Origin of the sequence: Chryseobacterium sp. ERMR1:04 (genome assembly GCF_001297705.1) — a bacterium.
GTDB lineage: Bacteria > Bacteroidota > Bacteroidia > Flavobacteriales > Weeksellaceae > Chryseobacterium.
Map to the genome: position 1 here is coordinate 554388 of NZ_LIRF01000003.1, position 14586 is coordinate 568973.

General features: G+C 32.0%; 14 protein-coding genes and 1 pseudogene. 9 read left to right on the top strand and 6 right to left on the bottom strand.

The features are described from left to right. Positions 1-133 precede the first annotated feature (133 nt). Together AMQ68_RS02645 and AMQ68_RS02650 are read left to right on the top strand one after the other, a co-directional pair. Positions 134-631: a hypothetical protein gene (locus AMQ68_RS02645; protein WP_054509069.1), complete on the top strand. Its 498-nt coding sequence runs from the start codon at positions 134-136 to the stop codon at positions 629-631. A 95-nt stretch (positions 632-726) separates the two neighbouring features. Next, entirely contained in the window at positions 727-1050 is a 324-nt protein-coding gene (locus AMQ68_RS02650; RefSeq protein WP_054509070.1) for a hypothetical protein, read from the top strand. Between the two features lie 45 nt (positions 1051-1095). Here the strand turns inward: AMQ68_RS02650 and AMQ68_RS02655 are convergent, their stop codons facing one another. Next, a complete protein-coding gene (locus AMQ68_RS02655) occupies positions 1096-2121 on the bottom strand; it encodes a low specificity L-threonine aldolase (protein WP_054509071.1) in 1026 nt (341 codons plus the stop codon). A gap of 85 nt (positions 2122-2206) precedes the next feature. Here AMQ68_RS02655 and AMQ68_RS02660 point away from each other — a divergent pair, with 85 nt between their 5' ends. Continuing rightward, positions 2207-2860 (top strand): metal-dependent transcriptional regulator, encoded by a 654-nt coding sequence (locus AMQ68_RS02660; protein ID WP_054509072.1) that lies wholly within the window; start codon positions 2207-2209, stop codon positions 2858-2860. An 85-nt stretch (positions 2861-2945) separates the two neighbouring features. Here the strand turns inward: AMQ68_RS02660 and AMQ68_RS02665 are convergent, their stop codons facing one another. The 4 genes from AMQ68_RS02665 to AMQ68_RS02680 form a co-directional block, all read right to left on the bottom strand. Next, a complete protein-coding gene (locus AMQ68_RS02665) occupies positions 2946-4124 on the bottom strand; it encodes an aminotransferase class V-fold PLP-dependent enzyme (RefSeq protein ID WP_054509998.1) in 1179 nt (392 codons plus the stop codon). A 151-nt stretch (positions 4125-4275) separates the two neighbouring features. Further along, on the bottom strand, positions 4276-5415 hold the full coding sequence (locus AMQ68_RS02670) for a hypothetical protein (protein ID WP_054509073.1): 1140 nt from the start codon (positions 5413-5415) through the stop codon (positions 4276-4278). Positions 5416-5439: 24 nt separating this feature from the next. Continuing rightward, positions 5440-6342 carry a TssN family type VI secretion system protein gene (locus AMQ68_RS02675; protein ID WP_054509074.1) on the bottom strand — a complete coding sequence of 301 codons (903 nt, stop codon included), beginning with the start codon at positions 6340-6342 and terminating at the stop codon, positions 5440-5442. Between the two features lie 53 nt (positions 6343-6395). Further along, positions 6396-7313: a type VI secretion system baseplate subunit TssG gene (locus AMQ68_RS02680; RefSeq protein WP_241775036.1), complete on the bottom strand. Its 918-nt coding sequence runs from the start codon at positions 7311-7313 to the stop codon at positions 6396-6398. A 440-nt stretch (positions 7314-7753) separates the two neighbouring features. Here AMQ68_RS02680 and AMQ68_RS02685 point away from each other — a divergent pair. The 4 genes and pseudogenes from AMQ68_RS02685 to AMQ68_RS02700 all read left to right on the top strand — a co-directional run bounded on the left by AMQ68_RS02685 (position 7754) and on the right by AMQ68_RS02700 (position 11894). Further along, positions 7754-8544: pseudogene (locus AMQ68_RS02685) on the top strand (S1/P1 nuclease). 305 nt (positions 8545-8849) lie between these two features. Further along, entirely contained in the window at positions 8850-9716 is an 867-nt protein-coding gene (locus tag AMQ68_RS02690) for an RNA polymerase sigma factor RpoD/SigA (protein WP_027385416.1), read from the top strand. Positions 9717-9862: 146 nt separating this feature from the next. Further along, positions 9863-11086 (top strand): hypothetical protein, encoded by a 1224-nt coding sequence (locus tag AMQ68_RS02695; protein WP_054509076.1) that lies wholly within the window; start codon positions 9863-9865, stop codon positions 11084-11086. Positions 11087-11102: 16 nt separating this feature from the next. Then, complete coding sequence (locus AMQ68_RS02700) at positions 11103-11894, top strand: hypothetical protein (protein WP_054509999.1); 792 nt, start codon at positions 11103-11105, stop codon at positions 11892-11894. 109 nt (positions 11895-12003) lie between these two features. Here the strand turns inward: AMQ68_RS02700 and AMQ68_RS02705 are convergent, their stop codons facing one another. Further along, the gene (locus AMQ68_RS02705) at positions 12004-13479 is read right to left on the bottom strand and encodes a PLP-dependent aminotransferase family protein (protein WP_054509077.1); all 1476 of its coding nucleotides are present in this window, start codon (positions 13477-13479) and stop codon (positions 12004-12006) included. A 66-nt stretch (positions 13480-13545) separates the two neighbouring features. On the opposite strand from AMQ68_RS02705, the gene AMQ68_RS02710 reads away from it, so the two are divergent. Both AMQ68_RS02710 and AMQ68_RS02715 read left to right on the top strand, forming a co-directional pair. Beyond that, complete coding sequence (locus AMQ68_RS02710) at positions 13546-13998, top strand: GNAT family N-acetyltransferase (protein ID WP_054509078.1); 453 nt, start codon at positions 13546-13548, stop codon at positions 13996-13998. A gap of 85 nt (positions 13999-14083) precedes the next feature. Then, a complete protein-coding gene (locus AMQ68_RS02715) occupies positions 14084-14578 on the top strand; it encodes a GNAT family N-acetyltransferase (protein ID WP_054509079.1) in 495 nt (164 codons plus the stop codon). The last annotated feature ends 8 nt before the right edge of the window (positions 14579-14586 follow it).

A 14586-nucleotide genomic window follows, 5' to 3' on the forward strand; every position in this document is an offset into this window, starting at 1 on the left:
ATGAAATATTCAAAAAATAAAAACACAAATATTTATAAAACAAAAAATATTTTTAATCTACAAATACCGCTATTAAAAATAGTATTGGTATTTTAGCAGCACGAAATTTGAATTTAACATAATAAAAAAGGATATGAAAAAATTAGTATTATTAAGCGCATTTTCTGCTTTCTTACTGAATTGTAATAAAAAAACTGAAGTTCCTGTCCCAAAAGCTGAAACGGACTCTCTTGCAATAGTAGAACCCGTAATTGATACTTTGGGTCCTAAATCTTTTTGCTACATGGAAGTCGTTGGAAAAGACACTACTTTTGTAAGTATTGATGATAATTTAGGAACTGTTACAGGGAAAATGTATCGTAAATTCTTTGAAAAAGATCAATCTAAAGGAACCTTATCTGGAATAAAATCTGGTGATACGCTGAAATTGACTTACGAATTTGCCGCGGAAGGCAAAAAAGGCAACACAAATGATATTTATTTTCTACAAAAGAAAGATGCTATCATTGAAGGCGCTGGAGAGAGAGATGCTGAAACAGGTACTAAATACGCCAATGAAAATAAAATAAAATATGAAGGAAAAGGATACAAAATAGCTGATTGTAAATTGGTTGAGAAAGCATTAAAATAAAGACACTCGTTATTCCCTAAATATTGAAATACATTGCATGGTATTTGCTATAGTACGGGCTCACTCTCATACTAACATAAATTACAAATAACACTATGCAAAGTTTAAATTTTAAACCGTTTTCAAAGGATGAATTAATAAATGGATTGAAGAAAACGTTTCCACAATATAAAATTCAGACAAGTCTTGGAGCATTACAGGTAAGAACAAGTGGTTTTACATTAACAGGAAATGTGAAAATAAATGCAAAACCTGAAATTGGTAAAGTAACCACTGAAACCGCTTCCGATTCTGCCTTACTATATTTAATCTTTTGTTTTCCGATTGGTATTTATATGTACATGAAAAAGGAAAAGATAAAAAACCTTGAAAATGAAGTCATTGAAGGGATCAAAAAAATACTTGTCGAAGATAAATAGAAAGAAAGACAGCCTACATTGGCTGTCTTTCTTTTTATGATTATTTTATTTATTTAGAATTTCAATAAAATTATTCACTGCTTCATCACTGGTATTCCAAGAAGTGATAAGTCGGATTGCCGAATAATCTTCATCTATTTTTTTCCATACATAAAATTCAAATTCTTCAGATAAAGTATTGATCATTTCATTACTAACAATCGGAAATATCTGATTGGTATAAGTATCCGACAGAAATTGAATTCCTTTTTCCTTCATTGCATTTTTGATTTTCATAGCCTGATCATTCGCATGCTTTGCAAGATTGAAATACAAATCATCCTTCATGAGTTCCAAAAACTGAATTCCCAATAGTCTTCCTTTTGCTAATAACGCTCCTTTTTGCTTGATATTAAAAGCAAAATCTTGTTGAAGTTCCTGATTATTAATAACAATCGCCTCTCCTATCAGACCTCCATTTTTGGTAGCTCCAATATAAAAAATATCGGTTAGTTCTGCTACTTTTTCTAAGCTAAGATCACTAATTTCAGAAGTTAAACCATGCCCCAGCCTGGCTCCATCCATGAATAAGTAGAGTTTATTTTCTTTACAAAAAGTAGATAATTCTTCTAATTCTTTTGTATTATAAATAGTTCCCAACTCCGTAGAATTCGAGATATAAACCAATTTGGGCATTACCTGGTGCGGAATATTTTGATGATTTTCCAACACAGGAATAATATCAGACGGTCTTAATTTTCCATCTTCGCTTTCAATATTTAAAATTTTATGCCCTGTAGCTTCAATAGCTCCGGTTTCATTATTTAAAATATGCCCTGTAGAAGCAGATATTGCACATTGATAAGGTCTTAGAATAGAAGAAATTACAATTAAATTAGCCTGTGTTCCACCAGAAACAAAGTAAATGTCTGAATTAGGATTTTTAATCTTCTCTTTAATTAATTCTTTAGCCTCTAAAGAATAATCATCCTCGCCATAACCAGCCTGCTGATCAAAATTAGTTTGTAAAAGTGCTTGTAAAATATTCGGGTGACATCCTTCCGAATAGTCGTTTTTAAATGAAAATTTCATACAGTAAAAGTAAAAAAAGTTAAAATAACAAGAGCAGAATTTTAATAATATTTTGTTAGATTTGTATTGAAAATCATCTAACATTTTGAAAACAACATTAACAGAAGAAAATTATCTGAAAGCCTTGTTTCATTTAGTTGACAATGAAGGAAAGGTTACGATTAACGAGCTTAGCAAATTTTTAAATGTAAAAATGCCGAGTGTCAATAACATGATGAAGAAATTTGCGGATAAGAATTGGGTTATCTACGAAACCTATAAACCTTTAAGAGTTACCGACAAAGGAAAACGAGAAGCCTCTTTAGTCGTGCGTAAACACCGTCTTACCGAAATGTTTTTGGTAAAAAAAATGAATTTTGGCTGGGAAAATGTACATGAAATTGCTGAGCAACTTGAGCATGTACACTCCACTATCTTCTTTGATAAGATGGATGAGATTTTAGATTATCCAAAGTTTGATCCTCATGGAGAACCTATTCCTGATAAAGACGGAAATATTATCGCTCAGGATTTACAGAAATTGAGTTCTTGTAATGTAGGTGAAACGGTAATTTTTGCCTCTGTTACACTTTCTGATGACGCTTTTCTTAACTATTTAACAGAAAGAAAATTGCTTTTAAATACTAAAATAAAAATTATTAAAATTGAAAGTTTTGATAAATCTGTAACCGTTGAAGTAGACGGAAAACAGGAAATTTTAGGAAAAAAAGCTACAGAAAAAATATTGGTAAAAAAATAAAACTGAAGGTTTCAAGAACCTTAATTATCAATTTAACCCCTTAAGATTTATTAAGTCATTTTAAATTTTAAGGGGTTATTTTATCTTATTTCAAACTATTTTTCAAAATTTCAGAAACCGTTTCAATCTCTTCCATTGTATTGAAATAATGGGGTGAAAGTCTTACGATACCCTCTACATTTTTATTGGTGAAATCTATCAACGCTGAGTTTTTATACGTTACAGAGAAAAATACTTGGTGCTCTTTTAAAGCTTTCTGAATATTTTCAAGATCACCATCAGGTCCACAAAAAGTGATGATACTACTCAAATGATTTCCTTTATCTTGTATCTTAAATCCAGCATTTTGGAGGTTTCCTCTCAGTTTTTCCGCTAATTTTTTATTATAATTTTCAATACTGTCTAAACCAATCGTATTGGCATAGCGAATCGCTTCTGTGAAACCAAGTATTGAAGCACAAGAATTCTCCCAATGCTCGAATCTTTTTGCCGTTTTAAACAATTCGTAATCATTAAATCCAGTCCAATCTGCACCTCTTGATTCTAATAATAAAGGGGCGAAATTTTGTTCTAATATTCTGTCGGCCACATATAAAAATCCGGTTCCTCTAGGCCCACGCATAAATTTTCTACCTGTAGCAGTAAGAAAATCACAATCAATTTTTTCAACATCAACACTCATTTGTCCAACAGTTTGACAGGCATCTACTAAATATAAAATATCATACTGACGGCAAATTTTTCCCACTCCTTCAATATTTTGAACTAATCCTGAATTGGTCGGAATATGAGTTACTGCAACCAATTTTGGACGGTGTTGTTTGATCAAATTTTCTAGATCTTCCAAATCTAATTCATTATCTGAAAGATTTTTCGTTCTTATGATCTTTACATTTAATTTTTTCTGTAATGAAATAAAGGTGATCTGGTTAGAAATATAATCATCAACTGTGGTAATAATACAGTCTCCTTCTTTGAAAATAATACTTGATAAAGCTTTCGTATACGCTTCTGTAGCACTTGTTGCAAAAGCAATATTTGAAGATTTTGTATTGATTAATTTTGCTGTTTCTTCATAAAACTGTTCCAATAATCCTGCATTTCGGTTCGCTACTTCATATCCTCCGAATTGTTCTTCTTGCTGAAGATAATCAATCATGGATTGCACCACAACCTTTGGCATTAATGATGAACCGGCATTGTTTAAAAATAATTTATTATCAGATAATCCTTTTGTATCTTGTCTTATTAGGTCTATGTTCATTTTCTTATTATTTTTATCTCCCACAGATGTACAGAAATAACTATGGAAACTATTAATTAAAAATCTGTGAAAATTTAATTAAACAATTTTATACAAAAAATCCCGAATTATGATGTTCGGGACTAGATATTTTTTGAAATTGATTTTAAAATTAATCAAGAACGCTCCACCCTCTCTTCGGATTGCTATTAGAAGAAACTTCTTGCTCATTAACAATGATATTTTCTTTTCTTTGACCAATATATTCCAATTCACTCAATTTAGAGAAAATAGTTTCTAAACTTCTTAGCATCAAATTGATATCACGAAGTGGCTCTCCACAACGATGGTGTTCGTAATTGGTTTCAGCTACAAGAGATAACTGATTCAGTAACGTATGAGGCGCAATTTCACTCCATTCTAAACTGTAATTCAACATTTCTTCCAATTCTGCAGGCACCAAAACCTGAGTCGCATTATATAAATGAAGCGCTAATTTTGCGAAAGATTCAACCATAAAAATAGGCGGTTGCCCAGGAGTAATATTTCTGAATTGGAAATACATATCTCCAAAAATGGTAACCATGGTACTGCACAAATACTTAACGTTCTGAGCTAATGCTGTATTTTGATTTTTATGAGATGTTTTCTGAATGATCTTAAAAGCATATTGCTGCAGGTTCCCAATAGATTTCCCAAAACTGCTGTAATACTCCACCAAAGCAGGATGGCTTTGAATAGAAGTACAAGGTGGGATAAAATTAGAATCAATTTGGGCAATATTCCCCTTCAAATCTACTTTCCCGGCAATCAAATAATTACCTCCGGAATAGCTGCTGTTTAAAGTAGCTACTGCAACGAGTTCTATAAGATGGTTGGGTTGCGTGCTTGGATGGCGAGGGGGAATTTCTTCCGGATCTACCTCTCCAAAAGGTACTTTATCAAACGGATTTACCGAAATTAAGATATAATACTCACCATCAGGCGTTTCTTCAGTTCTGGATTTCGCCAATGATTTCACATTTACTTTTCTGTCTGCCAGCTCAACTCTATATCCCGCTAAAGTTACTGCACTGCAATGCTTTATTACTAACTGAACATCATTTGTAGCGGTATTCTGAACGTCAAAAATAGTTTTATCTGTAAACTCAGCCGGAATTGGCAAAAGTCCGTAATTATAAGTAGTAATCGCCAAAGAATTTGAATCTCTGATGGTGTCTATTAGAAAATCATCCTGATCATTCAGGTGCTTCTGGGAAACTTTCATCCCATCTACCCAATTGACTGCAAAGTGTTTTAGAGGCTGTATCATATGTAATACTTTTAAAATTTGTGATTATGATTTTTTCGTAATTCCTTCTTCTTCATGCTGGATAACCCTTTTACAAATAACCACTTCATTTTCTGAAATGCCGTTTGTTGAAATATCCATATCAAAATTAATATATCTTCTGAAGCTGAAAAACGATTTTTTTGTATAAAAAATCCAATAATAGGGTTCTTTTTCCTGATCTGATAAATGAATGATAGAACCTGGGTTTTTATGGTTGTAATCATCCACTACTCTATAAAACCAATCTCCATAGGTAACTCCCGTTGGTAAAGTTTTAGCTTTAATTCTAAATCTGTTGGCATCTTCTAAATTCTTGCTAAGCTCAACATTCAATACCATTAATCTATCAAAATCCGCTCCTTCAAAATCAGGTAATTTCTGATCCGGCGAATATCTCCATGTTTTATAAATATCAAACGGAATGCTGATAAATTGGATATAGCAGTAATAAAATACCATAGGAACAAGAAAGATCAACATACTTGTAGCCGACATTACTGCATACCCTGTTTCTTTACTCATCCAGTTGAAAATAAGATAGAAAAGATATCCTCCGAATACAATACAGGTCAATGAAAGAATAGATTCAAACAGAATGCTCATTGATAGAGAATCAATATGCTTTTTGAAATATTTATGTAATAAATTAACGTGTATAATCCCTAAAATAAGATAGATTATCTGCGCAATAAGATACCAATACGGGTTAAACAAGTTTCCTGCAAACCCAAAAAAACCAGGTAAAGCAAGGCATAAACTGCACAACAAAACGTATATAATAATTACTTTAATTTTTATGGCAGGTTTGTTTCTTCTGATTATCCCCAAGATAACCATCATGATAACTGCGATTAAAGGCATTAAAATGTATCTCAAAAAGATCCCTTTTACTGAAGAAATTTCCATTTATTTTTTTCGAATTTATATTATGTTGGTAATTGTAAATATAATAAAATATTTTACAGGAAAGTAGAGTATCCAAGGCGGTTTGAATTTCGGTCATCATCTTCCAGCATAAATGAATATTCTTTCTTCTCTGTGATAAAATTCTCTTCCACATCTACCGTTACAGGAAGGAAATAATCATATAAAGCCTGAAGTACTTTTCTGAAAGGATTTCCATCAATATACTTTTTCATATGATGATAAGGAATCGGGCCAATATTTACTACCCAATTTCTCTGCCCATCCATATGTCTGCCACTCGGAATATAAGTAACGCCCAATATTGAATTTCCCAATAACATAGAATCATTATTCTGTTCAATATTTTCGATCACATTGGGTGTAAAAGTAACTTCTACCGGCACTTGTAGGAATGCAGTCATACATCTTTCAAACCACATTTTATCTCCTCGTATCTGATGAAAAAATGGCAGAATATAAATGAAAATATAAGCATTCTGCTTGTCTAACATTTTTATCAGAGGCCAAAGTTCACTCACGGTATCCAGCAAAGTATCGGTATCGCTGGTAAGGTCAAAATCGAATTCTTTAAGCAAAGCACTGATCTCTGTAAAAAATACTTCCAACTCAAACGGACGGAAAAATTTTCTAGCATCATCTTCTACCGTTTTTTGTTTACGGATTTCCCTGACAACGCTTTCTACATTTTTTCTTGTAGCTCCTAATGATGGTGGATGAAAAAGCCCTTCAGGAAGGTAATCGTAAATACCTTCTCTATAGGTTTCTATGGTAAAAACCTCTTCATCAAAGCCTAAATAATTGCTCGAAATATTTTTAATATCTTTTAAATAAGCTCTATCATTGATCCCGATTCGTTCAATGAAAATATTACTTACCGATCTGTGATACTTCAACAAATTCACTGCTACCGCTTCTGCTTTGAAGTCTGTCTGCAGTTTATTGTAATTCATATCTACAATATTATTCTCATACATAGTGTTTCCTGTGATTATTGCTTGTAAAGGTAATATATCTCTTATTATTGAAAAAGTATTTTCTCAATAAATTTCTTCTAAAAGTACTAATTTATTGACATTAGAAAGAATAATATAGTAAATTCCGTGAAAATACGGTAAATGCGTGTATTTTATTATTTTTATTAGGTTTAATGACAAAGTTAAAATTATACATTACAATTAAATCATTAAATTTTTGTCACACTATTATCAATAGTACACTCACAATGTGTTAACCATGTAGAGCATTACTACAAGGTTCAAAAATGATTTAACGAAAATCTTTTATTTAGATTAAATTTTATTAATCTAGCAACCGTAATAAATCATTCAATTTTTTATACATTTCAGAAAGCGAGCCGTATCTTTGCAGCCTGAAAAATGTTATTTAAAAAATGAAAAGTATTTATTCTAAAATTCTGATGTTAGCATTCATCACGTCTTCACTGTATTCTTATGCATGGGGATTAACGGGGCACAGAATTATTGCAGAAATCGCAGAAAACCATTTATCTGGTAAAGCGAGAAGAGAGATCAAAAAATAATGGGGAGAGAACGTCTTGCATATTGGGCAAACTGGCCGGATTTTATTAAATCTGACACTACAGGAGCTTGGAAGCAGGCTTCAGCTTGGCATTATGTGAATATTGATCCACAGACTGATTTTAAAGCATTTGAGCAAAATTTAAAAGCTCAGGCGGGGCCAAGTCTTTACACGCAAGTGAAAACATTGTCTGCTCAGATAAAAGATGAGAAAACTTCTGAAAAAGACAGAAAAATTGCGTTAATCTTCTTAATTCACATTATGGGAGATCTTGCTCAGCCTATGCACACAGGAAGATCTGAAGATTTAGGCGGGAACAAAATTAACGTCACTTATTTTGGCGAAAAAACAAATTTACACTCCGTTTGGGATGGTAAATTAGTAGACTCTCAAAAATACAGCTACACGGAGTATTCAACATTATTGGATATTAAATCTAAGGACGAAGTAAAACAAATTCAAACAGGAACATTGGAAGACTGGTTGTATGACTCTCATAAAATTGCGAATAAAATTTATGCGCAGACTCCAGAGGGTTCAAAATTATCTTATGACTATCAATATAAATTTAATGATACGTTAGAAAGACAACTTCTTTACGGAGGATTGAGATTAGCAAAATTATTGAATGACCTTTTTTAATATAAATCGTCAATATTGAATTTTTAATTCATTTACTCTATAAAAGTGAGGCTTCGGCTTCACTTTTTTCGTTGTTAAATAATAGAAATTACACCGAATAATTAAAAAATATTAAATTTTTATTATCCTAATTTTTCCCTTTAGCCCTAACGGTTAAACTCTTATTTTCAGAGTATTAATTGTTACAATGTACGCTTTATTTTTGAAATTTATTTTAATTAAATAATAAATATTGAAACCTGTGTAACCTTTTCACCTTTTCAAACGTATAATATAATGTAACTCTATATTTGAGGATAAAATAAATGAGACAATTAAAAATCACTAAGCAGGTAACCAACAGGGAAACTGCTTCATTAGACAAGTATTTGCAGGAAATTGGTAAAGTGGAACTGATCACTGCGGACGAAGAAGTAGATTTGGCACAAAGAATACGTGCGGGCGACAGAGCTGCACTAGAGAAATTAATCAAGGCCAACCTTCGTTTCGTAGTTTCCGTATCTAAGCAATACCAAAATCAAGGTCTTTCTTTACCCGATTTAATTAATGAAGGTAACTTAGGATTAATGAAAGCGGCAAAAAGGTATGATGAAACTAGAGGTTTCAAATTTATCTCTTATGCGGTTTGGTGGATTCGTCAATCTATTTTACAGGCTTTGGCAGAACAGTCAAGAATTGTAAGATTACCATTGAATAAAATTGGTTCCATCAACAAGATCAACAAAGCATACGCTCACCTTGAACAAGAAAACGAAAGACCCCCTTCTCCGGAAGAATTGGCTGAAGTTCTTGATATGAGTGAGGAAGATATTAAAGAATCTATGAAAAACTCCGGTAGACACTTGTCTATGGATGCGCCTCTAGTAGAAGGTGAAGATTCTAATCTTTATGATGTATTGCGTTCAGGAGAATCTCCAAGTCCGGATAAAGATCTAATGCTTGAATCTCTTCAAATTGAAATTGAAAGAGCATTGAATACTTTAACTCCAAGAGAAGCTGACTTGGTAAGATTGTACTTCGGATTGAACGGAAAACACCCAATGACTTTAGAAGAAATTGGTGAAACTTTCGATCTTACAAGAGAGAGAGTACGTCAGATCAAAGAAAAAGCAATTAAGAGACTAAAACATAATACCAGAAGCAAGATCCTGAAATCTTATTTAGGTAAATAATTTTAGCGCAACAATTATTAGGCGGAGTTTGATTTTTCAAGCTCCGTTTTTTTTATGACAATATTTTAAGTATGTACAACTAATGCTATATTTGTACCTATCCAAACCTGAAGAATATAAGTAACTCCAATAACTTAACCATTAAAATGAATACTCTACCCACTGAAAATAAAATTACTAAGGATAAAAATATTCTTGTTGTTTTGCAAAATGATAAAGATATCAATCCTGAACTTCAATATCTGATTAATCATTTCTGTGGATCAGTTATTAATGAAATAAGTAACAATGTAAAAGAGGGGAAAATTTATGTATGCGGTGACATTAGCACTGTTACAGAACCTTCTCAATTAATCCATATTATAAAGGAGTTATCAATTAATTATGATAATTACAATCAAGAAAATTCAACAATAATAAGTCTTGGAGAAGTTCCAATAATTGTCAGCAACGCAGGAGTTTATTATAGAAAGTTGTTTATTGATGAAAATAATTTCGATAAGATTAAATCTGAACATGATTTTCAAGAATTAACAGAATCTAACAAAGAAAGCAAGGCTCTAAGAAAAGGAATATATCTGAGTAAAGTTAATAAAGAGGTTACTGAAAATGGGAAAGAAGCCTTTCATTATAATCTTTTAAGATGTTCTAGCAATTTAACAGGATCAACTGATAATTTTCGAGATACGGATACTAAAATTATTACGCTATTGAATGAATGCGCTCAGGAAACTTTTGAATTAAACACAGATTTGAACCATGCTTTGGTACAGATTTATGAAAACAAAAAGAAAAGTATTGATTCAGAAAAAGAAGTAAAAGCTAAAATCAAAGCCCATTCGGATAAAACTAAGGATATGCCTCAGGAAGCGCTTATTGCATTTTGCACCTTCTATGATGATTCTAATATAGAACAGATAAAACCATCAGTAACTGACAGATTTGATTGGTGTTATAAACAAACAAGCGCATTAACCAGACTTCATTTTAAGTTAAAGAAAACAGTTGATGATGATTCTCTTGAAAAGGAGTTTACTGTTATTTTATATCCTAATTCTGCATTTATAATCCCGCTATCTACCAATAGATTATATACACATGAAATCAAACCATCTATTTTGGGAGTCGATCAAATCCCAATAAGAATGGGTTATGTTGTTCGTTGTTCTAATCTGGAAGCCATGCATACAGGCGATCAAACTTATATTAAAGAAAACGATAAGCACATTAAACTTGAAAAAATGACCGCTGAACTACAAGAGGAATTAAGGAATTCTTATTACGAAGAAAATGTTTCTGAAAAAATGATAGAATATGGAAAAATCAATTTCAGTATGAATTCAGGTGATTATGAAAAACCTATATTTTAAATATAAGACAAAGAAAATGATTAACTCTGAATTTTACATAATAAAACTTCCTTTAGATAAAAATCTGTTTAATGATTTATTAACTTCCGTTGAATTTGAATCTACGGGAAAAGGCAGACTTGGAAATCATCTTGTAAAGGTGGATGATCAGAATATTCCAATTGTTAGAACAACAACCAGATACAGTATTCCCGCTGTTAGATTTTCAGAAATCCATAATACACTTGTTGATACTATTAATCATACTATTGTAACTAATCATCCAGAAATACCTGTGCAAAATTTCAATAATGCGCTAATTGAAGTATATGATTCTACTTACACTAAAATGAATTTTCATTCTGATCAGGCTTTAGATTTGGTTAATCATTCTTTTATAGGACTTTTTTCATGCTACGAACAACCGGATGAATTGGAAGAATGCCATCTGAGAAAGCTCATTGTAAAAGATAAAATAACCAATGAAGAATTTGAAATTATATTAGATCATCATTCTGTAGTTTTATTTTCATGTGAAGCCAATCAAAAATTTCAACATAAAATTATCCTGAATTCACAACCCAATTCAAAGAATAATGACAATAAATGGCTAGGAATTACATTCCGACAATCGAAAACAAATATTAAGTTTAAAAACAATCTGCCCTATTTTCCTACCGGAGAATTATTTACATTAGCTGATAAAGAGCAGGAATCAGAGTTTTTTCAACTTCGAAGCCAAGAAAATAAATCATTGAATTTCATCTATCCTAATTTGACATATACCTTAAGTACTGGAGATATCTTGGTTCCTATCAACAAAAAATAGAACTTGTATTTAGTTAAAATAAACATCTCCTTTTTGCTTCATTATTAGCCATTTGGGAAAAATGTGCTTTGTAAAAAACTAGAGCTAAAGCATAAAGATATAACCCATTCTACATCAAATCTTTTAGAATACCAATTCCCTCTTTTATATCTTCAATTGAACAAGATGCGAATCCTAATCTTATCGTGTTTTCATTAAATTTGGGATATTTATGAGCGTTACCATTGGAAATATACAACCCTTTTTTGAGTGCCCGCTTTGCTAATTTTTCAAGATCTATGTAAGAGTTAAACTTTACCCAGACAGACATTCCTCCTGCCGGAATAGTAAATTCGACATTATTTCCTAATTGATTTTTTAGTGCTCTACAAAATATGTTTCTTCTTTCTTCATATACGCCTACTGTTTTTCTGAGATAACGCTGGACGGTACCATCATTCAAAATTTCAGCCATGGCATTATCAAGAATATGATCTCCCTGCCGATCAAGCAATAACCGAACTTTAGAAAGATATTCAATAATATTTTCAGAAGCAACGAGATAACCAATTCTAAAAGCAGGAGAAAAGCTTTTGCTAAAAGAGCCACAATATATTACCATCCCGTTTTCGTCTGCACTTGCTAAAGGTAATAAAGGGCGATGAGCATAGTGAAAATCGAAATCATAATCATCTTCCAATATTATAAATCCATACTCTTTTGATAGTTGTAAAAGTTCTAGCCTTCTGTCAATTCTCATCGATACGGTTGTTGGATAATGATGATGCGGAGTTACATACACCATTCTTACCGGATGTTTTTCGCATATCTTTTTCAGATCATTCATTACAAGTCCATGCTCATCCACAGGAATCATCATGTGATTTGCTCCTGCATGTTCAAAATTAGCCTCTGCTCTTCCCCATCCGGGAAAGCCTGATACAATTACATCCCCTTTTTTTATAAGACCATTACAAACCAAATTGATTCCCATTAAAGTTCCTCTCACAGAAAGTATATTCTTAAAAGTCGTTTTTAATCCTCTGGTTTCATTTACATAGTTAGAAACAGCCTCTCTGTAATATTCGGACCCCTCAGGATAGCTGTAGCTGCCAAATTTATCATACAATCCATGCCTTGTTAGCTGTCTTCTATAAGAACGATAGAGCTCATGAAGCGGTGCCAGTTTAGGATCAGGAAAACCATCATCAAAATGAATTTTTGAGGTAACTGATGTATAGGTAGTTAAATATTTTTTTTCATCTATAGAAAATCCAGCTTGTTTCTGAGGAGATAATAAAGATGGCTTCTTAAGTATATCAGGATTATTTTCCGGAATATGAGAAGATATAAAAGTCCCCTTTCCTATAAAGCTTTCAATCCATCCCTGGGTTTCTAATTCTTCATACGCCCTACAGACCGTAATTCTGTTTATATCTAAAATATCCCCTAATATTCTGGAACTTGGTAACTTCTGATGGGGTAATAATAGACCATTTCTAATTAAGAGAAGAATATAATCAGACAACTGTAAATAAATAGCCTTATCTGATGAGCGGTTGAGTTTCAATTCATTGATGAGTTGTGTAAATATCGGACTATCCATTTTCTTTGTATTGGACTATAAATATAATCCAATGTCATCATAATTTTACATCAAAATAGAAAGAAAATGAATTATTTAATCAGAACCTCTATAGAAAGTGATTTGGATAAACTTATTGATTTATGCCAGAAACATGCAGCCTATGAAAGAGCATCCTATCATCTACAGGGGAAAAAAGAGAATCTAAAAAAAGCATTATTCTCAGAAGAAAAGGTGTTAAATTGTCTTATTGTTGAAGTATCCGGAGAAATTATTGGCTATGCCACCTATACTTTTGATTTCTCAACCTGGGATGCAGAGAAATTTATATATCTCGACTGTCTTTATTTAGAAGATGATTTTCGCAGCTATGGTATTGGTCAAGCTCTTATTGAGAAAATAGAAGAAATTGGAAAATCACAAAATTGTATAAATATGCAATGGCAAACACCGGACTTTAATGTCCGAGCAATTAAATTCTATAATAGAATTGGGGCTTCAGGAAAAGAAAAAATTAGATTTACATTACCTCTTAAATAGAATTATTGAAGATACTAAAGGAAAAATTTGGCATCAATATTCAGATAGTCCTATCTTTCGATCATAAAGAAAAATACGTTCTACAATGCAATACACCACTCAATGGCTCAACGATAAAACCCGAATTAAAGAATTGGTTGACTTCTTTATCACCCACAAAACCGAATCTTATATTTCTCACAGCGAAATAATAACCGGGCGTGCAGCAAACCCAGCTGAATGGAGCGCAAATCTGGAATCAATATTAACTGCCCAATTTAGTGAAGAAGATACTTCTACATCAAATTTAAAAATCCTAATCGCAGAAAATAATGACGGGAAAATCATAGGAATGCTTGTTTTCTATGTTATTAATAGTGGATTTAAAAGTTATGCCGTCCTTGAAGATATGCTTTTGGATCAATCGGTTCGCGGGCAATCTATTGGAAGTACATTATTGGAAAAGGCCATTCAGGAATCTAAAAACTGGTCAATCGATTTTATCTTGCTAGAAAGCGGAATTAATAATAAAGGAGCCCATCATTTTTTTGAAAAATATGGGTTTAAAAAAGTATCTGAAAATTATATGTTGACTTTATAAAAGTCTAT

Bases quoted from the DNA above. Each gene is read 5' to 3' on its own strand.
- AMQ68_RS02690 (WP_027385416.1), top strand. From the start codon at position 8,850: ATGAGACAATTAAAAATCACTAAGCAGGTAACCAACAGGGAAACTGCT.
- AMQ68_RS02700 (WP_054509999.1), top strand. From the start codon at position 11,103: ATGATTAACTCTGAATTTTACATAATAAAACTTCCTTTAGATAAAAAT.
- AMQ68_RS02680 (WP_241775036.1), bottom strand. From the start codon at position 7,313: ATGAATTACAATAAACTGCAGACAGACTTCAAAGCAGAAGCGGTAGCA.
- AMQ68_RS02665 (WP_054509998.1), bottom strand. From the start codon at position 4,124: ATGAACATAGACCTAATAAGACAAGATACAAAAGGATTATCTGATAAT.
- AMQ68_RS02670 (WP_054509073.1), bottom strand. From the start codon at position 5,415: ATGATACAGCCTCTAAAACACTTTGCAGTCAATTGGGTAGATGGGATG.
- AMQ68_RS02705 (WP_054509077.1), bottom strand. From the start codon at position 13,479: ATGGATAGTCCGATATTTACACAACTCATCAATGAATTGAAACTCAAC.
- AMQ68_RS02645 (WP_054509069.1), top strand. From the start codon at position 134: ATGAAAAAATTAGTATTATTAAGCGCATTTTCTGCTTTCTTACTGAAT.
- AMQ68_RS02710 (WP_054509078.1), top strand. From the start codon at position 13,546: ATGAATTATTTAATCAGAACCTCTATAGAAAGTGATTTGGATAAACTT.
- AMQ68_RS02655 (WP_054509071.1), bottom strand. From the start codon at position 2,121: ATGAAATTTTCATTTAAAAACGACTATTCGGAAGGATGTCACCCGAAT.
- AMQ68_RS02675 (WP_054509074.1), bottom strand. From the start codon at position 6,342: ATGGAAATTTCTTCAGTAAAAGGGATCTTTTTGAGATACATTTTAATG.
- AMQ68_RS02715 (WP_054509079.1), top strand. From the start codon at position 14,084: ATGCAATACACCACTCAATGGCTCAACGATAAAACCCGAATTAAAGAA.
- AMQ68_RS02695 (WP_054509076.1), top strand. From the start codon at position 9,863: ATGAATACTCTACCCACTGAAAATAAAATTACTAAGGATAAAAATATT.
- AMQ68_RS02650 (WP_054509070.1), top strand. From the start codon at position 727: ATGCAAAGTTTAAATTTTAAACCGTTTTCAAAGGATGAATTAATAAAT.